General features: G+C 69.6%; 9 protein-coding genes. All 9 read right to left on the bottom strand.

The annotated features are described in order from the left end of the window. Nucleotides 1-132: 132 nt before the first annotated feature. The 9 genes from AB0C27_RS28255 to AB0C27_RS28215 all read right to left on the bottom strand — a co-directional run bounded on the left by AB0C27_RS28255 (nucleotide 133) and on the right by AB0C27_RS28215 (nucleotide 22,152). Nucleotides 133-1,143: an aldo/keto reductase gene (locus AB0C27_RS28255; protein ID WP_357849370.1), complete on the bottom strand. Its 1,011-nt coding sequence runs from the start codon at nucleotides 1,141-1,143 to the stop codon at nucleotides 133-135. Nucleotides 1,144-1,260: 117 nt separating this feature from the next. Continuing rightward, complete coding sequence (locus tag AB0C27_RS28250) at nucleotides 1,261-1,869, bottom strand: SDR family oxidoreductase (protein WP_357849367.1); 609 nt, start codon at nucleotides 1,867-1,869, stop codon at nucleotides 1,261-1,263. A 200-nt stretch (nucleotides 1,870-2,069) separates the two neighbouring features. After that, nucleotides 2,070-3,872 (bottom strand): hypothetical protein, encoded by a 1,803-nt coding sequence (locus AB0C27_RS28245; protein ID WP_357849363.1) that lies wholly within the window; start codon nucleotides 3,870-3,872, stop codon nucleotides 2,070-2,072. Further along, the gene (locus AB0C27_RS28240; protein ID WP_357849360.1) at nucleotides 3,865-9,123 is read right to left on the bottom strand and encodes a hypothetical protein; all 5,259 of its coding nucleotides are present in this window, start codon (nucleotides 9,121-9,123) and stop codon (nucleotides 3,865-3,867) included. Before AB0C27_RS28240 ends, AB0C27_RS28245 begins: the two co-directional genes overlap by 8 nt. Then, nucleotides 9,120-12,308 carry a hypothetical protein gene (locus tag AB0C27_RS28235; protein WP_357849358.1) on the bottom strand — a complete coding sequence of 1,063 codons (3,189 nt, stop codon included), beginning with the start codon at nucleotides 12,306-12,308 and terminating at the stop codon, nucleotides 9,120-9,122. The genes AB0C27_RS28240 and AB0C27_RS28235 overlap by 4 nt, the downstream gene beginning before the upstream one ends. Further along, nucleotides 12,305-13,480, bottom strand: a complete 1,176-nt coding sequence (locus tag AB0C27_RS28230) for a kelch repeat-containing protein (RefSeq protein WP_357849355.1) — start codon at nucleotides 13,478-13,480, stop codon at nucleotides 12,305-12,307. The genes AB0C27_RS28235 and AB0C27_RS28230 overlap by 4 nt, the downstream gene beginning before the upstream one ends. A 28-nt stretch (nucleotides 13,481-13,508) precedes the next feature. Next, nucleotides 13,509-18,104 (bottom strand): DUF6603 domain-containing protein, encoded by a 4,596-nt coding sequence (locus tag AB0C27_RS28225; protein ID WP_357849353.1) that lies wholly within the window; start codon nucleotides 18,102-18,104, stop codon nucleotides 13,509-13,511. Beyond that, nucleotides 18,101-19,786: a hypothetical protein gene (locus AB0C27_RS28220; RefSeq protein WP_357849350.1), complete on the bottom strand. Its 1,686-nt coding sequence runs from the start codon at nucleotides 19,784-19,786 to the stop codon at nucleotides 18,101-18,103. The genes AB0C27_RS28225 and AB0C27_RS28220 overlap by 4 nt, the downstream gene beginning before the upstream one ends. Beyond that, nucleotides 19,783-22,152: a hypothetical protein gene (locus AB0C27_RS28215; protein WP_357849347.1), complete on the bottom strand. Its 2,370-nt coding sequence runs from the start codon at nucleotides 22,150-22,152 to the stop codon at nucleotides 19,783-19,785. Before AB0C27_RS28215 ends, AB0C27_RS28220 begins: the two co-directional genes overlap by 4 nt. Nucleotides 22,153-22,155 lie beyond the last annotated feature (3 nt).

The following is a 22,155-nucleotide window of genomic DNA, read 5'->3' as shown; positions in this document are numbered from 1 at the left end:
AACAGCCGGTGCGGTCCGGTCAGGTACGGAGAGCTTGGGCGAGTGCGGCGAGGCCGTCGGCGTAGATGCCGTGGAACCGCTCCAGGCGTTCGACGATCGTCGCGGTGGCGGTGGCCATGGTGACCTCCTGGATCACTCGGTGGGCACGGGCGCGTTCGGCGCGATCAGGTTGTTGTCGCGCAGGGCCGTCCAGAACGCGGCTGGTATGGGCTCGTTCACCGCGGCGAGGTCCTCGGAAACGTGGGACGGGCGCGACGAGCCGGGGATCGCTACCGCGGCGGCCGGGTGGGCGAGGCTGAACTGCAGGGCGGCGGCCTTGACGGTGACGCCGTGCTGCTCGGCCAGCGCGGTGATGCGCTTGACCTTGTCGACGATGGCGGGGGACGCCTGCTGATACTCGAAGTGCGTGCCGCCGGCCGTCACGCCGGAGTTGTAGGGGCCGCCGATGACGATGTCGACACCCTGTTCGGCCGCGGTGGGCATGAGGCGTTGCAACGCGCGTTCGTGGTCGAGCAGGGTGTAGCGACCTGCCAGGACGGAGCCGTCCGGCTGCGCGTCTTCGAGCCCGAGGGTGAGTTCGATGGGTTCGACCCGGTTGACCCCGAGCCCCCAGCCTTTGATGACGCCCTGGTCGCGTAGGTCCTGCAGGATGGGGAAGGCGCCGGTGCGGGCCTGATCGAAGGCCTCCAGCCACAGGTCGCCCCAGAAGTCCTGGGATATGTCGTGGACCCAGACGAAGTCGAGACGGTCGGTGTTCAAGCGCTTGAGGCTGTCGTCGATGGAGCGGTGGGTGCCGTCGGCGCTGTAGTCGTAGACGATCTTGTTGGGGCGGCCGTGCTCGAACAGGCCACCCTTCTCTCCGAGCTCGCGGCCGGCGGGATCCTCGGTCTCGTCCGAGATGAGCCGGCCGACTTTGGTGCTCAGCACGAACTCGTCGCGAGGCCGCGAGCCGAGCACCTGCCCGAGCCGCATCTCCGACAGGCCGGCCCCGTAGAAGGGGGCGGTGTCGAAGTAGCGAATGCCCTCATTCCACGCGGTCTCGACGGTGGCCAGCGCCTCGTCTTCCGGAATGGCGCGGTACATGTTGCCCAGCGGCGCCGAGCCGAAGCCCAGGCGGCCCGGCAGGAACGAGCGGATGCCCATGGCGGCTGCCTCCTCAGGTGATCTGGCGGGCCGACATGACGGACGCCAGCCCGGGGACATGGGTGCGGCAGCCTGGCTCGGCCCCTTCGGGACAAGCCGAGCGAGCCGCGGATCGAGTCAAGGAAAGATCGTGGGAACCAGCCCGCCGTCGACACTCAGCGCGGCTCCCGTGGTGGCCGACGAACGCTCGGAGGCGACGTAAGCGACCAGATTCGCCACCTCGGACGGCCGGATCAGGCGGCCCAGCAGGGATCCCGCCGCGCGTCCCTCGGACACGAACCGGCGCTCCTGCTCGGCCGGGTCCAGCCCTGGGTACAGGTCGTCCCACATCCTGCGCACGCCCTCGCTGATCGTCGGGCCGGGCAGCACGCAGTTGACCGTGACGCCGGTCCCGGCGGCCTCCTGGGCCATCCCGCGCGAGACGGCGAGCTGCGCGGACTTGGTCATGCCGTAGTGCACCATGTTCACCGGTGTCTGCACCCCGGACTCGCTGCTGACGAATATCACCCGGCCCCACCCGCGGCCGGCCATCCGGGGCACGTGGTGCCGGGCGAGGCGGACGCCCGACAGCACGTTCACCTCGTAGATGTGCAGCCATTCCGCGTCGGTGATCTCGAAGACCGGCCTGGCCACGTACATGCCCACGTTGTTGACCAGGATGTCGACATCGGGAACCTGCTCGACGAGCGCGGCGGCGCCATGCGGGCCCCCTTTCCGGACCGTCACAGCGGGCCTTAACCCCTAACAAAGACCGACAAACCGGACTTGCCGTAGGTGTGATGGCCGGGGAGCCCGATTTTGCGTGACACGGACGTCATCGCCGTTGAGAGACAACCCACAGTCCGTTGAGCGATGGTCGCAGGGCCTGCGCTTACCTCCTGGGAGTGTTGGTTCTTTCGGGACTGATGAGCCATCGGATGGGGGAGTCAGGACGTATCGACGAGCGTGTCGAAGGCCAGACCGCTGGAGCCCTCACCGCGGCCCAGTCCGCGGTGGGCGCTGAGCCAGACCGACACCCGGCCGTTCCGCCAGCGGGTGCGGTTGAAGGCGAGGGTGAGCCTGGTGCCGGCCGGTGTCACTTCCTCCTCGTGGACGAAATACGGGTTCCCCGCGTCGAACCCCTCGCGCAACAAACTGGTACGAGGCCGCACCAGGCGGCCGTCCACGGGGTCCGGCATGGCGGCCCGCTGCAGCCGGACGGCGCGGTTGTTGCCGGGGACGTGTACCGGAATGAAGGGAATCCAGTTCTCCGGGACGCTGTTCATCGCCTGGTAGGCGATCGGAGCGCGAGGCGGGTCCTCCGTGGGGACGGGACGGAACCGCTGCCGGTGAGCGAGGATCTCCGCGACGACTTCGCTGCCGCGGCGGCTCTCCCCGGTCGGCAGCCGTACGATCTTCTCCAGACCCCAGACCATGTTCGCGTTCTCGTCACGGATGAGCGAGACCTCCTCGAGGACCGGCCCCTCGGCGACCTTCGGAACGGTCGGCGGCAGGAACATGCTGGTGTCGGCCGCGACATCCTCCGTACCGATCGTGTCGAGAGTGAACATCGACCACCGTTGCCAGTCCTCGTCCTGCCCGGCGCCGGCGGGTGTGATCCACAGCCGCTGTCCGAAGACGTCGGTGACCGCGAGTCCTCGAATCGAGGCCAGCGTGCCGGCCGGCAGGTCGCAGGGCAGTTGGAGCCAGTCGTTGCTGTAGACGAGCGCGAACTCGAGAAAGATCAGCCGGGCCAGGTCCGTGCGGTCAGGCTGTACGCCCGCGAAGTTGGTTCCTCCGTCCTCCACGGCCCACCAGCGTGGCAGCGGCATGCCGGAGTAGCGGACAGGCGCGGGGAAGACCGTCCGGTTGATCGGCTGGTGGGCGGGAGCCGTCCCGCCCACGGGGCCGCGCGGGTCGACGGAGAACGCGTGCCAGTCCAGGTGCCCGCCGGGATACTCCTGTGCCGTCAGGACCTTCTCTCCGCCCGCGGGTGCGGTGGCCGCGATGGAGAAGCGGTGCTCGAGCCGGCCGGCGTCCCATGCCGAGTCCGGACCTGGCTGGTCGAACAGCCCGTCGAACCAGCGGACGAGTTGCGCACCGAGATTGTCCAGTTGCGAGCGCAGCAGGACCGTACCGGGGATGCCGTCCCAGGCATGGCCGTTGTTCTTGAGGTGCCGGTAGAGCTCGTACCCGTCCATGCGGCGGTCCGCGGCGGCCTGGAGGAACGACCAGACCTCCGCGTGGGCGGCACGTGGGGTGTCGGCGTCCAGGTTGGGATCGGGCGCGACGATCCGGTATTTACTGACGTAGTCCTTGCGCAGGTGTCGCAGTCCCAGGTGTTGGCCGAGGAGCTTCAGCCAGCGCCGGCCGATGATCAGGCGCAGGTCGAAGGAGACCGGATCGGCTCCGGACGCGAAAGACAAGGCGCGCCGTTCGGCCAGTGTCTCCAGCGGCCGGTCCCCGGGCAGATCCTGAGGTGTGCCCGATCCGGGCCGGAAGCGGGAGGGAGTCGTGGTGGCAACGGAGTAGGTCGCGGTGACGGCCGTTCCCGCGTCCGAGCCCCGGAACTCTCCGAGCTGCCACTGCCGGGTGAGCAGCCAGAGCGGGTCGCGGATCTCGGCACGCAGGGCGCGGTCGAACCCGGCGGTGCGAGGCCTGCCCTCGATCCGGTTCCAGAGGCCGACAGCGGGGAAGGTGCGGTCGGTCAGTGCGGTGCGCAGGTCCTCGATGCGCGGAGGCTCAGCCATGGGTCTTCCCTCGCAGGTTCGAGATCGCGAGATCGGTGCTGATGGTGATCGGCTGCCGGGTCGCCGACATCACAGTCGCCGGGAGCAGATGGGCGTACGCGGTGTTGTCCAGGTGGCCCGGTTCCACAGCACGTGTCTTGGCCAGATCGAGGGTTTCCCCGACGGCTGTGATCAGGTCGTCACCGTTCCAGGTGCCTGTCTTGGCCGGTGGCGTGACAAGCAGCATCGCCTGCGGCGGCTCGGAGTCGGGATTGTCGTAGTGGACGGCCATCGCCGTGGTCTCCTTCTCCGCCGGGATCACCTCGGTCCATTCGTCGAGCAGAAGACCGCTGTGCAGATTGCCGCTCAGCAACGGTTCCGGCGCGTAGTGCGCGGTGAACAGCAGGCGGTCCTCATCGAGTTTGGCGCCTGGCGCGAACGTCATGCCCAGCCAGGTGTCATTGGGGCGATAGGGCAGCTGAACCGGCACCAGTTCGGGCTCGTCCCAGCCGAGTAGATCACTGAGCAGGCCGCCAGGGCCACGCAACGCGTCGGCGATGATGACAGCCTGTTCCCACAGCCGGGGTTTCTCCCGCACCCGGGCGATGCCGTGCACCCAGTCGTCTACCGGCATGTCACGCTTGGCGTCCTGGACCAGATGGCTCAGGAGCTTGGAGCTGTCGGCGCGAGCCTTCTTCCAGTCCGAGTGGAGCTGTGCGGGAGCGGTGAACTCCGGTACGACAAGGACGTCGTCGCCGAGCATCGCCCGCAGCGCGTCGGTCGCGGCGACTACCCGGTCGGGGCCGGTCAGCGCTTGATCGTAGGCGACCAGGGCCTTGTCGGCGGCGGCGAGCCGGTCGACGACCTCGGTGTGCAGCGCCCGTGCCCGGGTCAGGAGGTCCGCCCCGAAGGCGACGGCCCGCTCGCGGAAGGGGGCCAGGTCGAGGCCGGTCCGGTCGAAGTCGCTCAGCGGCAGGAGCGCGGCGACATCGGTGAGCAGCCCGCTGAGCGTCTTCTTCGTCGTCCTGGCGATGTTCCGCAATGCCTGCAGCCGGCCGTTGAAGGCCGTGCGTCTGGAGCCGACGATGGTGCGCAGCTGGGAGGGCGTGGCAGGGCGTGGCGTGGCGGGTTTGGTGGTGAGCAGCCACTCGGCTCGCTGAAGGAGGCGGAATCGCTCGTCGGTCGTGGCCGTCGATGGCAGCCGGTCGTAGGCCGCGATCAGGTCGTCGGCCGCTGTGAGCGACTGCCCCATGCGGACGGCGGTCGCGGCCACCGCTTCCAAGACCTGGCGGAACATGGTTCGCCGCCAGAGGGTCACCTCACCCCAGCCGCTACGCACCATGCCGAATCCGCCGGCTGTGGAGATGAGATTGGCGTAACCGGTCAGGAAGGTGTCGATTCCGTTGACGACGGCCGTGCGATTCGGTTCGGCGGGCGCGGGCGGAAACAGCGGGGTCAGTGAAGCAAGGTAGCCGGCGGTGTTCTGGCGCAGCCGGTCCAGCGATGTGCGAACCGCGGCGGGCCGGTTTCTCGGGATGGAGACGGCGGTGTCGATGGCACGATCGACGGGTTGCGCGCCTGCGGCGGGGACCAGATCCGTCGGCCGCAGCGGCCGGGAGGTGGTGAGCAGAGAGCGCAGCGCGGTGATGAGCGGCGACACCTCGAAGAAGGTCAGTTTGCCGGTCAGCCGCTCGGTGTGACAGATCTTCAGCTCGACGTCGGGCCGGGGCTGATCCTTCGCCACGACGACAGCGATGATGCGGTCGTCCAGATCGGTCATGGCCGCGTCGTCCTTGGGCTTCACCCCCCAGAGCAGGTCGATCGGCTGAAGTTCGAGGTCGAACTGGGTGACCGTGCGACTGCGGGGTTGCTGGTCGAGCGGGTCCTTCCAGCGGACCACGGCGGCCACCGTGGCCTGGGATGGCAGCAGCTTGGGCAGCCAGGCGTTGATCGCCGGCTCGGCCTGGGCCCGGGGACCGTTGCCGCGAAAGAGGCCGGACCCGTGTTCGGGCCCCAGCCCCGACGTCAGCTTCAGGCCCAGCCGGTGGGTCAGCGTGACACCGCTGCGCGGGGTACGGACTACGGCGGGGTCAGGCGCGAATCCTTCCTTGGCGTAGGCGTCGAGCGTCGCGCCGGCCCTTTCCGGGTTGCCGGCCAAGGTCTGGTGCGCGGCTTCGGCCACGGCCAGGTCGGCCAGCGCGTCGTGGATGTCGAGGAGCCGCTGTACCTCCTCGTTCATCGCCTTCTGCTGGGCCTGGCTCGCGTCCGGCATGCCGCTCGCACCGAAGGGGTACTCGGGAAAGGCCGGGGCCCGGGTGGCGCGCCGGACCAGCGCGAGGCCGTCGACGACGGAGCGGGCCTCGATGAGCTCCAGGGGAGTCCCCGGATCGACGTCGGACAGCTTGCCGGAGCGCAGCGGGAACTCCCCGCGCAACGCCTCCAGGAAACTGTCCAGCTCGGCATCGGGATGGCGGTCGTGCAGGGCCCGTTCGAAGCGCTGGCCGAGCAGCGCGCCCAACGACTGGCCCTGCCGAAGGCCATCCAGGAGGTCGAGCGCCACTCGTACGCGGTCGGAACTGAGGTTGACGGCGAAGCAGCCCGGGTTCTCGGGCGAGCCGTTGGCGATGTAGCCGGCTCGGAGCACTGCGGCGGTCGTGGCCTGGGCCGGTGACGGAGCGTGGATGTAGCCGCCGTTGGCGGCGTCGTGCATCAGCGGTTCGGATCCTTCCGGCTGGAACAGCGTGGCCAGGCTGCCGGTCAGCTGCACGGGGGTGAGTGACGTGTTTCGCGGCCGGACGTCTTCCAGCCATCCGTACGCGCCGAGATGCACCCCGCGTTGTGCCGGGGAGCTGCCGTCGGGACCGTAGCGTAGATCGAAGAGTCGTTCGTTGACGAGCCCGAGCAACCAGGCGTCCAAGCGGTAGGTGGCGCAGTCCAGATGCTCGGCCACGACCCGTTCGAGCCGCGCGGTGGGCACGTCCGCGAGCACGTCGAGTGCCGCGATCTGCTCCGCCAGCTCCCTGGTCGCAGGGTTGGCCGCGGTGAGGGCGGCGGGGATGAAGTCGACGACCAGCTTCCCGGGGTCCCCGGTGATGTCCTCGTCCGGCGAGTACAGCTTGCGGAAGCGGCTTTCGCTGTGCGGAGCGGACTTCTTGATGTGGATGAACAGCGGATCGGCAGCGGACACGATCTCGCCTTCGGCGGCGGCCAGTTTGCGCGCGGTGTCCTCCCAGCCGAGCAGGACGGCGTGACGCAGCAGGAGGTAGAGCAGGGCGGCGGGGCGCCGGTCGTCGGTGAATCCCTTCTCCGTTCGGATGGTCTCCAGGTCGGTACCCGCGTGGTCGGCCAGCCACCGCAGATAGTTGCGGCCGTCCTGGAGGTAGCCGCGGACCGGCCGGGTCTCCGACAGAGGCCGGTCGTCGATGAGCGGGCCCAGCAGCGGGTACTGTTCCTCGACGAACAGACGGCGGATCAGGTCGGGGTCCGGTGCTGACGCGCCCGAATGGCCCAATTTTCGCAGCAGGTCGCGGATCGGCTGCGGCATGTTCAGGGTGTTCAGCGCGGGAATGACCTGAGGACCGTTGCCGCTGAAGTTCTCCCGGTTGTAGACGTCCTCGACGCTCTGGGCGTAGCGCTGGAAGTACTCGGCGGACGTGGGGTGCAGGGCCAGGATGTCCAGCAGTGTCTGATGGGGGTCGGCCACGGGCCCATGCGGATCCGGGAACTTGCCGAGGTGCGGAACGTCCTGAGCGGCGGCCTGCCAGTCCTCGGCCGCAGCGGTCAGTACGGCGTTGAGGCCGCGCCGATGTGTCGCCGTCGAGGGCCACGCCATCCGGGAGAAAGCGGTTGTGGGCAGAATGCCGTAGGGCTGGCGCCCGATCTTGACTGCGGGCACGGGGCCGCGCCCGGACACGTGCCGGACGAAGAAGTCGCGGGTCTCGGTCACCACGTGCGCAGGGATGATCGGATGCAGCATGGTCTGGAGATACGACCCCCAGGTCGCAGGCCACAGGGCGACGTTCGCGGCGCGTGCTTCCCGCTGGTCGGTGCCGTCGGCGTTGGCCGCTCCGGCGAGCGCCGCGGGATCGATGCCCAGCAGCTCGGCCAGCCACTGGCCGTCGGTCTTGGCCGTCCAGTCGGCAGGCGCCGCCCGCGCGGTCCTCATGGAGGCCGCCCGCCGCACGGCGTCGGCCTCCTCCAGGACGTTCTGGCCGGCGGAGGCCTGTTCACTGTTGTTCGTGGGGGTGCCCTGGGGCAACAGGCCGAACCCGGCGGAGCTGCGCAGCTGGCGGGTGATCAGGCCGGCGAGGTCGGCGGCCGTCTGCTGTGGAGTGCTGTTCTGCCGTACGCCGAAGACGATCAGCCGGTCGAGGCCGTCCCGAAAGTCGTCCTGGAGCGGGATCCGAATTCCCATGCCCACCTCGACCGCGGCATCGAAGTCGGTCAGCCAGAGCAGGTCCGCGGGGATGTGCAGGTCGCCGGACACCTCGTTGATCTTCGGCTTGTCGGCGGATGACGGGTCCGGACTCACGGTCAGTGAGGCGGGAATCGTCCTGCCGAGCTCGGAGAAGACCGCTTCGCCACCGGCGTGGCCGATGAACGTGAACCGGTCGGGCAGCAGGCGTGCCTTCGCCGCCTGAGTCCACGATCGGGAGGCGACGTCCGCCGGAGGAGGGGTGGTGAGCACGAGGAAGGCGACCAGGACGGCGTCCCCGGCGCCTCCGGGCGGGTCGTCGATCCCGATCGGGCGGCGGCGCCGGATCGTCTCGGCGCGGGAGGCGCCCACGGCCGCCAGCAGGGCGGTGTCGGCGGTGAGGAGTTTCAGCCGGTCCCCGCGCGCCCGCCAGACCGCGGTCCAGTACGTGATCGCCGGCTGCCGGTCACCGGCGGCGACCGGCTCGGGGGTCACGACGACGAGCACGGTGGTGCCGGACTGCACTCCGATGGGCCGCTCAGCGGGATTGGCGGGTGTGCGGGTCTGCACCAGCCAGTCGGCCCGGCCGGCCGAAATCCTTCCGGTCAGTTCGTGCCATGCGGCACGTTCGGCCACGGGATCGCCTCCGGCCCGCCATACGGCGATCCAGTAGGCGTCGACCGCGGTGACCTCTCCGATGGTGGGACGGGGCTCGAACGCGTCGATCTGCCATTCATCGGGAAACACCCGGATGAGGAGTTCTGTGGCGGTGAAGCGCGTCTCGATCCGGACCGGTCCGAGGAGGACAGGGAAGTCGTCACTCAGCGTCAGCGCCGCTCGTGGATCGGGCATGGTCACGGCAGCATCTCCTGTGCGTGTACGGCCATCAGCACTGGCGCCTGGAAAAGGATGTAGGCGACGTCCGCGGAGCTCAGAGCTCCATGCCAGAGCGGGAGGGACAGGTCCTCGACGTGCTGGAGGCGCTTCTCCTCGTCCGCTTCCGGGTCGTCGAACTCCTCGATCACGACCGGGACGGTGGCCTCGTCGAGTTCGATGAATCCGGTCCCGCGGGGGTCGAGGTCGGGCCACGACAGGTCGTTCCACACCTCCACGCGGGAGGGCAGTTCGGCGGGGGCGACGTCCAGGCCGAAGCGGGGCTCGCCGGGCCGCTCCTTGATGACGAAGAACCAGCCCGCGCTGCCCGCGGGCTGCTCGCCCTTCGCCGCCTTGGCCGTGAGGTCGAAGCCGAGCAGATAGATGTCGGGTTCGATCTTGGCCTCGTACAGCGGCAGCCGGATCTCGTCCTGCGACGGGTTCGCCTCGTCGACGAGCTCGACGGGCACCCGCTCTTTCGTGGGATCGGGATGGGCGTCGCTGGGCTCCCATCGGGCCCGGTGAGCGTAGATCGCGGCGTTCGGGTACTTCTTCAGCAATTCACCGCGGATGACCAGCACCAGCTCGTCCTCGGAGCCCTGGTCGCGGTGGTCGTGCCGGCCGAGCTTGGACTCCTTGGTCCAGCCGGCGATCGGCGGGATGTCGTACAACCGCTCGCGGCGCTGCTCGGAGGTCTCTCCTTGGAGGGGTCGCACCGCGCGGACGTCCCAGAATTGGCGGAAGGGGGTGCCGCGCTGGTCGGTGGGGTACTCGCGCCACAGGAGTTCGCGGGCCATCTCGTGGTTGAGCCCGACCATGTAGGACTCGATGAACTCCTGGTTCGTTTCCAGCAGACTGATCGAGTTCGGTGGCACCTTGTGCAGGTTCGGCACGAACAGATCCACGGACTGCTCGACCAGCGCCTGGTACATGGGCATATCCAGGACGGGGTAGGCCATCGCCTCCAGGAACCGTTTGGCGAAGGGAGCCAGCCGCTCCGGCAGTTTCACCGAGCTGAGGAGCTGCCGGGGCACGGTCTCGTCGGCGCTCAGGCCGGTCAGCATCGTGTCCGTGGTGCCGGCGACGCCGAGCTTGACACGTTCGTCGGTCTTGCCGCCCAGGGCGGCGTCGACCCACCCCTCGTACAGTTCTCTCAACGCCTTCTTGAACGCCACCGCCTCGGAACTGTCCGGGCCGCCCGCCGTGGGGACGAAGGCGTCGCCGGGCATCGTGAGGACGAAGTTGCTGCTCGTGGGGAGCCGGTCCACGGGATGGGCCGAGGCTGCCACGCCCGGGCCCGGCGGATGGAGGTGCAGGTCGAGCTGGGCCGGCGTGACGACGGCGGCGGGCCTCGTCTTGGGAGGAGCCGCGGTGACGCCACCGGTGTCCTCGTCCATCCTCGGCACGAGCGCCTGCGGCGGCAGCTGCGCGCTGAACGGCAGGGCTCGCATCAGCCGCGATCCGGGCCGGGTGATGCGGCGCATCGCCGCCGACAGCGGCGCGGACGTGATCCGGCTTTCCGCCACCCGGAATCCGACGGCGAGACGCTCGGCCTCCGCCGATGATCCGGCGTCGAGGGCGGCCGCCGGTGCGCGCGTGACCACCCGGGAGTGGGCCGGGGCGGTCAGGGTGAGCGGCCTGCCGGACGGCACCGCCGCCTCACGCATGGTGGCGGGCGGTGGCACCAGATGCTTGCGGTGCAGCAGGTCGCCCACCTCCCGGGCGACCTGCGCGGCTCGGATCCTGGCGTTGGCCGCCAGGACGTCCCCGACCTGGGCCCACGCGGCCGCCATGAATTCTTCCTGACGCTTCTGAACGACCTGGGCGCCCAGGTTCGCCGCTACCCGGAACCGGGGGTCGAGGTTGAGGCGGTGGACCCAGTTGCGATTGTCCGCGATCGGGGTGCCGTCGCGTTCGGTGAGCAGCCGTGATGCCGGTGCGTGCCAGCGGCCGTATAGCGGCGGGGTGATGACCGGATCGGCCGCGCCGGGTGATCCGGCCGCGTCCCCGGCGGCCAGGGCGCGGTGTGCCGAGAGCGGGTCCTGGCGCAGATAGTCGTCGGCGAGATTGACCAGTCCGGCGAGGGCCTGCTGGAAGGGGTGCGGATAGGTGAAGCCGAGATCCTGGAGATCGTCCCACTTATCCCATTTGTCCTCCGGTCGTTCGGGTACCCGCAGAGCGCCGCCCAGTTTCAGCACCCCGCCGAGTTCCACCGGCAGGGTGATGCCCGGCAGCCCGGCGCCGGGCGGCCGGTGCACGTCCACGTCACGGCGACCGATGCTCTCGTCCAGCGGCTCCTTCGGTACGAGCAGCCGCACGAGGTACTCGAAGTCGCCGGCGCTTCCGGTGGAGAAGAACCACCGGTGGTAGTACGGCAGGTCTCCAGCCGCCTCCTGGCCCGGGTAGGTCTCCTTCCACGCGGGATGCAGAGCGCCGGGTGAACGTGCCGGGTCCAGCCCGAGACCCGCGAGCCGTCCCGTCTCGAACGCCGGCACCAGGAAGGCGTGATAGCCGGTGTGCGGATCAAGCCGGCGCGGGCAGATCAGCCGGGCACAGGCGCGGTCGGCGTTGATGCCCAGGACCCGCTGCAGAGCGGGCAGGACGCCGGCCATGTCGTCGGAGGCCACGGGCGCGTCGAGCGAGCCGTCGACATGGACGTGAGCCCAGGCCCCCAGCTGCGCGGGCGGCGGCAGCGCAGCCGGTTCGGTAACCGTGATGAACGGCAGCGGGCGGCCCACGGCGGTGCCGTCCTTGAACTCGGCGCCGTTCCCGGCACGCGAGTCCTCTCCGCCGGCGAGCACGATCAGCGCGAGCCAGGGCCGCAGGCGCTTGGTGGTGGTGTCTGGGGCGGCCGGGCTGTATCGCCAGGGGAAGTCTTCGTCGTAGAACTCGATGTGGGCGAGGTAGTTGGGCTCGACGTTGGTGATCCACGGTCGCGGTTCGGTGCGCGAGATCACCCGGGGATCCACTCCGACGACGTCCCCGGGGCCGTAGATCTGCACGGTCCGCATGACGTCGCGGCTGATCGGGTCCGGTGAGCCGATGGCTTCGCCGCTCACCCGCAGGTTGACCGGGACGGCGGCACGTGAGGTTCCGACCGGGTCGGTGGTGATCCTGGTGGCGATGCCGGACCTGAGCCAGGGCAGAAAGGTGTAGGCGTTGCCGGTCATGGGGTGACCGCTGCTTCGATGTCGAAGATCTCCGCGCTCGTGGTCAGTTCCTGGGCGCCGGGCTGGGCGGCCGCGATCCCGGATCGTACGACTCCGCCGGCCACCAGCACGAGCTTGTCGGAGAGCGGGGCGGCCGCGAACGCCCATCTGCCCGTGGCCAGCCCTCCTGTCGGCGCCCAGCTGCCGGTTCCGACGTCGAAGACGGCCGCGCTGGCATAGCCGACGTCGCTCTGGGCGTTGTCGCTGCCGCCGACGACCAAGACCTTGTTCGAGCCGAGCGGAACGGCGCGGTGCAGCGCGCGTCCTCCGGGCATGGCCTGCACGGCGGTCCATTTCTCCGTGTCCTGGACGTACACCTCGGCACTCGCCCGGCTGAACGGGTCGAACGTGCCGTCGCCGGGCCCACCCGGCGCACGACCGCCGGTCACCAGCACGCTGGCGCCGCCGGACAGCGCCGTGGCCTGATGCCAGGCACGGGGCGCGAGCAGCGCGCCGGTCGGGGCCCAGGTCTCGCCGGTGGTGCTGTACAGCTCGCAGTAGGCCAGGGCGGCGTCCTCGTCGCGGGCGAGCGGCACGGTGCCTCCCACGACCAGGACCTTGCCGTTGGCGAGGACCACCGCGGGGTGTCCGCTGCGGGCGTCGGTCATGGCGCCGGTCTCGGTCCAGGTTCCGTCGTCCGGGTCGTACAACTCGGCGGAGCGCAACGCCTTCACCGACTGCCCGGATCGGATCGTCGTGCCTCCGGCGACCAGGACCTTGCCCCCGGCCAGGACGGCACTGTGGCCCCAGCGGGCGCCCTTCATGGCCCCCGTACTGCTCCACCGCCCGGATTCGGGGTCGTAGATCTCCGCTGCGGCCAGACCCGGTGCCGGGAACTGCGCCGATCCGCTGATGCCTCCGGCGACCAGGACCTTGCCGCTGGGCAGCAGGGTCGTCGTGTGCAGACGCCGGGGGGTCTGCAGGGAACCGGTGGCCGACCAGGTGCCGGCTTCGGGATCGTAGAGCGCGGCCTGGCCGAGTGCGGCGGACGAGCCGTCCGCACCGCCCACGACGAGGACCTTGCCGGTGCCGAGCACGACCGCGCTCTCATGCTGGCCGTACCAGCCACCGGCTGCCGGCAGGGGTCCGGTGCTGCTCCATTTGCCGGTGGCCGCCAAGGTGGTGCTGGTCATGGCCGCAAGCCCTTCGTCGTCGGTACGTTCATGGAGTGAAGATCTCGGCTGTTGGCGTCAGGACGTCCTGACCCTCAGGTGCCGCCACGCCCGCCAGTACGCGACCGCCCACGGCGAGGACCCGCCCGTCGGAGAGGAGCAGCGCGGTGAAGTCCCACCGGCCGGTGGCCAGACCGCCGGTGCTCGCCCAGGTGCCGGTGCCGGGGTCGTAGGTGACGGCGTTGCGGAAACCGGCGCCGAAACGAGGACCGGCGGTGCCGCCGAGGACCAGCACCTTGCCCGTCGGCAGCGGTACCGCGCGGTGGCGGCTGCGCCCGCCGGGCATGGGCGTGACCGGCGTCCACCGGTCGGTACCGGGGTCGTAGATCTCCGCGGAGTCCAGGCTGCCGGCGCGGTACCCGCTCCCTGGCCGGCCGGCCAGGGAGTCACCGCCGGTGACGAGGACTGTGCCGTTCGGCAGCAGGGTCGCCTGGTGCCCGACGCGCGCGGTGATGAGGCTGCCTGCCGGTGCCCAGGTGCCGGTGCCCGGGACGTAGATCTCGCAGTAGGCGAGCGCGGCACGGCCGCGGCCGGTGAGCAGCGCGCCGCCGATGACGAGGACCCGGCCGTCGTGGAGCCGGACGGCCTGATGTCCGGTACGGGCGTCGGTCATCGGCCCGGCGTTCTCCCACTTCCCGCTGGCGGGGTCGAACAGCTGGGCGGAGGTCAGGGTCACCGGATCACCCGCCCGGCGTCCAGTCCCGCCGGTGACCAGGACTTTCTGAGAGGTCAGGAGAGTGGCCGTATGCCCATGACGGGCGATCGGCGTGGACGTCCCTGGCGGCACGGCCGTCCAGCGCCCGGCGACCGGGTCGTACACCTCGGCGGCGGTCAGCGCGGACCCATCGGCAGCCGACCCGCCGAAGGCCAGCACTCTGCCGTCGGAGAGCCTGGTCAGCGAGTGGAGACGGCGTCCGGTTCCGAGCCGGTCCGCCGGCGTCCACGTACCCGCCACGGGATCGAACAGCGCGCTGCCGGCGAGCGGCGCTCCGGTCTCGTCCGCGCCGCCCGCGAGCAGCACCCGGCCCCCGGAGAGCAGGACCGCGGCGTCTGTGGAGGAGTCCACGCCGACCGCCGTCGGCAGTGCCGCGATGCCGCTCCAGCCACCGGGGACGGCGGCGGCACCGACGACCTCCGATGAGGGGATGACATGCAGCGTGCCGGCCAGGCTCGGCTCGGTTTCCACCCATGCGGCCATGGCCTCGGTCGCCGTGGTCCGGCTGCGGAAGCTCGAAGGACCCGCGGCGACCGCGGCGGCGCCGCTGCCGGGCGGGAACGCCTGCTGGTTGTTCCGCCTGTGGGCGACGACGAAGCGCTGGCCGGTCACCTGGAGGGTTTCCTCGGTGGCGTAGGGCCTGCGGAGCGTCGCCTCGTGCCGCGACAGAGGGGAGCGGCTGGTGCTGCTTCCGTCGAGCAGCGGCTGGAAGACCGCGGGGCTGACGCGATGGAGCTTCTTCTTGCGGACGGGCGCGGTGTCCGGCGATGGCGCCGTGTCCGCGGCCCGGAACTCCGCCGCACCACGGGCCTTGCTGTCGATCACCATGAGTTCGTACCGGGCGCTGCGGCGGACCGCGCGCGCCGACGCGAGGGTTCCCTGCAGGGCGGTGAGTTCGAGACCGGCGTCCTGGTCCTCGTACGGGGACATGGTCAGCTTCGCGGCGTCGTCCATGTCCTGGAACTGGGCCATGGCGAACTTGTCGTCCGGGACCGACACCTGGACCAGGCCGCTGTCGGGTGCCGGGGCGATGCTGAACCGTTTGCCGTCGCGTGGCCGCTGAGCGCCGACGCGGTCGATGCGCACATTGAGTGGGATCAACCGCTGGTGGACGAAGAGCGTGCCGAGCGGGTGCAGGACCAGGTGGTCGCTCTCCGGCAGCGTCCGCAGGTTGACCAGCGCCTGGGTGGCGCCGTTCGGCAGCCTGGTCGCCCAGCCCTCCACCTTGCCGATCTCGTCGCAGAGCAGCGGCAGGACGTCAACCGGCGGCAGGGTCGGATTGTCGCTCGCGCCCCAGGTCAGATCGAAGTCCGCGGAGATCTCGAAGAACAGCAGCGAGATGGACCCTCTTCCGCGCGCCCGCCACGGGGCCGGGCCCTCCAGCTGGAACCTGAGGTGGATGCTGAAGAGGCCGACGCCGAAGGCCTGGAGCGAGACGCTTGCCGCGATGTCGATGACGAACGCGAACGGGGAGAACCGGAACAGGGCGTCGAAGCTGAGGTGGCCCTGGAGCCCGAAGTCATCGAAGCCCAGGACGAGCTCGGCCATCGCCCCGAACTGCACGGTGTTGCTGGTGACGGCGAAGTAGCCGGATACGCGGATACGGGCGAACGGCTGGTTGATGATGTCGACCGAGATGCGCGGCGGCACCGGGAACGGCAGGGGCGGCGGCTTGAACGAGGGATGGAAGCCGCCCACCGACAGGACGAGGTCTCCCTCGCCCCAGCCGACGAGCAGGCCCATGCCCCCCTCGATCGTCATGAACAGGATGCGTGACTCGAAAAGCTGGGCGTAGAACCACAGCCGCTGCTTGTCGAACTCGATCACGCCGATGAAGTTGACCTGAAGCACCAGCAGCGGCAGTTCCTTGGCGGGCAGGATGCAGCGCAGGACACCGATGATGGCGATGTTTCCCGGGATCTCGACGATGACGCCCAGCGAGACGCTGATCAGAGTCGGGGTGCCCCAGCCGAGCTTCACCATGGGGCCGACCAGGAAGGTGTCCTGCTCCGGGGGGAAGAAGGCCCGCAGGTCACTGAGGATACGCGGGGCGTTGGCGACCACGTCCTTCGGGAACATGACCGACTCGACGGTGCCGGTGCGTACTCCCTCCACGAGCGCGCCGAGGTTCATGGTCCGATGCAGACCGAGCAGTCCTCCCACGGCGAGCAGGGTGAATCCGTAACCCAGTTGCAGGCCGATCCCGCCGAACTCGGCCGTCAGAATGATCAGCAGGGAGAAGCCCTGCGTACCGTCCGGCATCCGGGTGGAGATCAGCCCGATCGCCTTCACATCGATGAACCCGGCCAGCCGGAAGGCCAGGGCACCTGCGTACTCGCCGCGGTCGGGGTCGAAGTAGAGGAACCCGCCGCCGCTGACGACGTCGAGGTCCATGGACAGGCCGACGCCCGCGGGCGGTCTGGGGCGAGGCTGTACGTCGACCGGCCCGAGGTTGCCCTTGCCGTCGGGCGTCAAAGCGAGCGGGATCTCGATCCCCAGGCCTTGGACGACACTCACGATCGGCCCGAGCGCGGCTTTGAGGTCCGAGGTGAGGGCGAGGGTGAACGTGCTGCCCTCGATGCCCACCAGCAAGGTGAGCGCGGAGAGGTCGACCGCGCCGAGGCCGACGTGGGAGGCGAGGCGCACCTCCAGGCCGCCGCTGCCCTCGAACCGCAGGCCGTCGGCCGGGCTGAACCGGACGCCGAGCTCGAAGCCGCTCTCGATCCGGACGCCACCCAGCAGCTTCGCGATGAAGCCGTCACCGCCGGCCAGGGTGATGAGGACCTTGCCGCGTTGCAGCAGCGCCCCCAGCTGCACCTCAAGACGTCCGTCCGGCTCGGCTCGCAGCCGCAGGGTCACGTCCACCTGCTCGACCGAGATCCGGCTTCCGCCGGGAAGCGACAGCAGGATCACCGGATCGGCGGGATCACGGCGATAGCTGTGAACCACCTTGGCCGTTCCCGACACGGTCGTGCCGGGTGGCGGCTCGACCCTGGCTCCGCCGGGCTGGAACACCAGTTTCGTCCCCGCTGGGACGTCGGCGTCGAGACGCAGAGTGAGGGTCCAGGCCTCACCACTGCGCTCGACCGATCCCACACCCAGTCCTTGCGGCACTTCCACCGCGAGGCCAGGCGGGTCGAGGTCGGTCCGCGGGACGAGAGAGGCGAAGACCAGGTCCAGGGTGGGTGGTGTGGCTGCACGGTCGAAGAGTGACGGCAATCCCGCGTACGCGGCGATCCGGTCGAGCACGGCGAGGATCTTGGTGCCGTCGAAGCTCGGCGCGCCCCAGTCGTAGAGAGCGGCCAGCTGGGCATTCGGTTCACGGATCCAGCCGCCGATGCGGTCGAAGTGGAAGTCGTTCTCCGTGAAGAACGGCTTCTGGGGGTCGATCAGGCCGACGTTGCGATCCGTACGCACCAGGACGCCCAGGAACTCCAGGAGTTCGTTGACACCCTGCTGCCGTCCCAGGAACTCGGTGAGCAGCAGGTTGAACACCCGCTGCGGGAAGTTCGCCAGGATCGGCTCCGCGCCGGGCAGGTTCAGGCCCGCCAGTGCGGTCTTCAGCCCGTCGAACCCGGAGATGACCGCGTCGATCTGGCCGCCGGCGCGAAGGATCCGGCGCAGGACCTCATCCCACTGCTCGGCTTCGACCGCTTCCTGAAGGCCGCGCAGCAATTCGACCAGGAAGCCGACGGATCCCGTGGTGGTGCTGAGAGCCGGCGCGATGGCGGCGGCCTGCGCGTCCGTCAGCGGCAGCCCCACGTCGGCGAAGAACTCTCGCGCCCCGGCCCGGGAGAGCCCGGTGAGCGGGGACAGGAGCGTGGCGAGCTGGCCGATCAGCCCGTCAAGGCTGCCTCGCTCACCGGTCATGACCGCGCTCGCGGGCGGGCGAGGACGAGGGGGACGTCCTGGATCGTCTCGACCGGCAGCAGCAGTCCGATCATCTTCGGGCCGTAGCGTTCGAGATCACGACGGAGAACGGGCCCGGCATGCCGGAGCAGCAGCGGGAGCATCGTTTCGGCCAGCTGGGCTCGGCTCACTCCGTTGATCACCGTCGGGATGGTGTGCCCCGGAGCGCGGACGCCCTGCACGCAGTGATGGTAGAAGGCCGCCCCTTGCATGGCCTGCCAGGCGGCGGCGACGGGACGTACCGACGTGAGCAACTCCCTCACCTCCCTGCGGTGCTGGCCGATCTTGCCCAGCAGCAGCCGCCCGAGAAGGCTGGTACGAAGCTGCTCACGCAACTGCTCCACCCCGCGCCGCTGGGCCAGATCGACGTTGGACGGAGGCCGGCCCAGGAAGATGTGGACCGGGCCGCCGGCACTCGGAGTGGTGCCTGACCAGCCGTCCTCGGCAGCCGGGATCTCCACCTGGAGCCGTTCGAGTACCGGGCCGATGGGCGTGGCGATGCCGAGATTGCCGACGTGCGCGAACTCGGGCGCGCTCCGATCGAGCTTGAAGTACTCGTCTATCGGCCCCGCTCGGATGATCATCGCGATGACGCGGTTCTCGTGATTGATCACCACGCTGCCCGAGTCGCCACTCTCGAAGGTCAGCTCCTCCCCGTTGTGGTAGCTGTCGCTCAGCGACTGCCCGGGAATCGGACTGGGCCTCGGCAGGATCATGAACTGGTTGACGTTCGTCTTGGACCCGGTCCCGTGATCCCGGGGATCGGACATTCCCACCCTCATGATGATGCGGTCGGGATCCGCGACATCGGGCTCGGAGAGCGTGTTGCTCAACATGGTGCCGAACCTCAGCCGCCCGTTGACGGCGTTGTAGACACGCACGTACTGCTCATGACTCGGCAACGTGCCCACGGGCGGTCCCTTACCGATCCCGAGGCCGTCGGTGACCGCCCCCTTGATCGGGATCGAGGTCACCGTGCTGCCGAGATTGACCTGCCAGGCGTTGTGAAACTTGACCCCGGGATCGAGCCGGGCCATCGCGCAGTCGGTCTCACTGGCGTGGCCGTTCACCACGGTCCCCATCACCCGGACCTTGGCGGGAATCCAGTTGAAGCCGCCCGTCCACTGGCCGTCGTGGTAGCCGCCGACCCACTCCTCGCCCTCGGTGGGCTGAGCCTTCTGGTTCGGGTCGTAGACGGGACGGCCGATCCGGACGCCGCTCGAGCAGCACGAGCTGTAGTCGGGTGAGTAGACGGCGAACTTGTCGATGACCTTGAAGCCGGGGAACAGGACGTGGGCACAGCTCAGCAGGACAGGGTGACCGCCGCTGTCGCGGGCGAAGCATCCCAGCGAGCCGGGCCCCTTGTTGTGATTGGTCTCGATGCTGGCGCCGGCCGTGACGAACGGCGGAGCGGCCGTCGGGACGGTGGCACGGGCGACCACGATCCGGGTGGGCAGCCCCAGGACGCTCACCGGAACCCCGGCCTCCTGGGTCTGATCCGAGCCATCGACGTACACGCGCCAGACCGGCGTGGCACTGTCGTCGTCGGCGACGCCCAGCCCCACGCCCACGATGCCGGGCAGGTCGCGGAGCATCCGCCGCACCTGCGGCAGATGTGGCCTGAGGTTCTCCACCGAGCTCATGACCTCTCCTCCCGGGCCGCTCCGGCGGGCTCGGCCGATCCCACGGGTGTCACGCCGAGGCAATCCAGTACGGGTGCGATGGGACATGCGACACCGTCACCGCCGGCGGTGGCTCCCCAGAGCAGCCCGATGAGGCGGCGCTGCTCGTCCAGCAGTGCCGCGCCCGAGTCGCCGGAGGCCGAGAAGACCCGCTCCGGATCGCGCGGCCCGACCAGAAGCTGCCCCGGCGCGAGGAACTCGCGGCCGTCGATGAACGGCCGGTCGGGGTAGGCGACGTCCAGGAGGATGCCTTCTGTTAGGCCGGTGGCCGGTCCGTGCTTGCTCACCACGGCCCCCGGCTCAGGAGGGGCGACGATCGTCGGCCACGGACCGGCGAAAGTGTGCCACAGCCAGCCGGGCAGGTTCTGAACGCCGCCGAGGCCGACGAGCGCAGCGTCGACGAAGTACTCCTCGCCGTCATGCTTCACGGTGCCGAGGCGGCCGCGCCCTGCATGCCCCAGCCGGACCGGCTCGGCCGGCGCCCCGTCGCCGCGGGATGGCGGCAGCGCCCAGACAGCTTCTCCATCCTGTGCTCCGGCCCCATGGACCACGTGGTGGTTGGCCAGCAGATGGTGGGCGCCGTCGATGTCGCGTACGAGCACGGAGGCGACGCCGGGCACGCCGCGGGAGTTGACGATCCGCACCGCCGGTGGCCCCATGAGATCCGGCAGGTTCAGCACGCTCGGGAGCGAGGTCGCACGTCGCGCCAGGTCGAGGATGTACTCCTGGTGGGCGTCGAGGTCGGCGCGCAGCCCCGCGCTGCCCTCCATCATCAGTACATCCCGCATCGCGCGCAGCGTGTCCACCGGGCTCACCCCGTCGATCTCCGCCGGCAACGGCCAGGCCGGCTGCTCGGCGCCGCGCAGGATGGCATTGACGAACGCCGGGCCTTTGCGGCGGTGCCAGGTGACCATGACGCGCCGGTTGTGATGCACCAGATCGCGTACCTCGGCCATGTGCCGGCGAATCACCGCGCCCAGGCGGCCGCCCAGTTCGCTGCTCTCCAGGGAGGTCCACGCGGCGCGGATCGCCGACCAGTCCACTGGCGGCCCGCCGCGCCTGATGGCCGTTCCCGGCACGGCCACCACGTCGCCGGCCGTGGTCACGCCGGGCGGGAGCAGCTCGACGTTCAGGTGTTTGAAGGCGGCCTCGACGAAGATGCCCTGAGATCGTCCGGTGAGAATCTCGACCGGGGCGGTCTTTCCCGTGACGAGAACGAGCTGCTTGACACCTTGAGTGAGGATGCCCACCGTCTTGCGGTCGTTGTCGAGAATCGGCGCGCCGGAGTCCCCGGGCAGCGAGAAGTGCCTGCCTCTGACGATCAACGTCGGTTCGGAGGGGGTGCCGCCGACCGAGACGATCAGGCCGGAGTTGTCGAACTGCGCCTTGATGGCCTGCGGGGTCATCGCCGGGTCCGCGGTGAGATAGCGCTGCATGTCCAGCCGGTACTCGACGACCGGTTCCTGGCCGGGAGGAGGCACAACCTCGATCTCGAAGACCCATGCCTGTCCGGGGACGATCTGGCTGCCGCTGAGTTGTTTGGTCGGCACCCGTCTCAGCGCGACGATCTTTCCGCGGGAGTGCTGTGTCTTCGCGCCGTACTTCTGCACCGCGATCTGGCGCTCGACGGGCAGTGACAGTACGCCGTCGGGTGAGCTCGAGGGCTCGGACGCGGAGATCGCCCATTCCGCGATGAGATCCCGTATTCCGGCGACCATTCCGATCTTCGGGACCTCGTTCGACGCATTAGCCCGGGCGGCGAGCTCGACAAGCGAGGCGTCCACCGCGAAATCGACCTGGCCGATTTTGACCTTGGCCTGGATGGCATTGTCCTGCAACTGCTGAAGGGTCTCCGGGACCACATTGCCGATGGGGTTGTTGCACTCGATATCGCAGCATTCGCTCAGCTCCGGCGAGTACACCAGCTTGGAGTCCGGCACCTCCTGCCCGAGCGGCGCCAGACCGAGGACGTGCGCGCAGGTCAGCATGTACCTGCCCTGCCCTCCGACTTTCCGGACGATCAGCCCGGCTGTGCCCTGATCGAAGTTGCCGTGCTTGCCCCGTGTCACTCCCTTGCCCGCATGCACGCTGGGTGTGCTGGAGTGCGGGACAGTGCGCGGCTCAAGCAGCTCGCGGAGAGACGGCCGCCCTTCACCTCCGAACGGATCGTCATTCAAGGTGACAACCTGGCCTGACCGCGTGGACAGGCCGGAATGACGCCCATCATGGGAGATGCCACCCGCATCACCTCGTTCGGTCGGGATGACTGACCATCTCGTTAGAAGAGTTACGAGTTTCATTGGACATGCGAAGTGGTTCGGCCGCAAGCA

Source organism: Nonomuraea sp. NPDC048882 (assembly GCF_040649755.1).
GTDB lineage: Bacteria > Actinomycetota > Actinomycetes > Streptosporangiales > Streptosporangiaceae > Nonomuraea > Nonomuraea maheshkhaliensis.
This window is presented reverse-complemented; position numbering and strand designations above follow the sequence as displayed.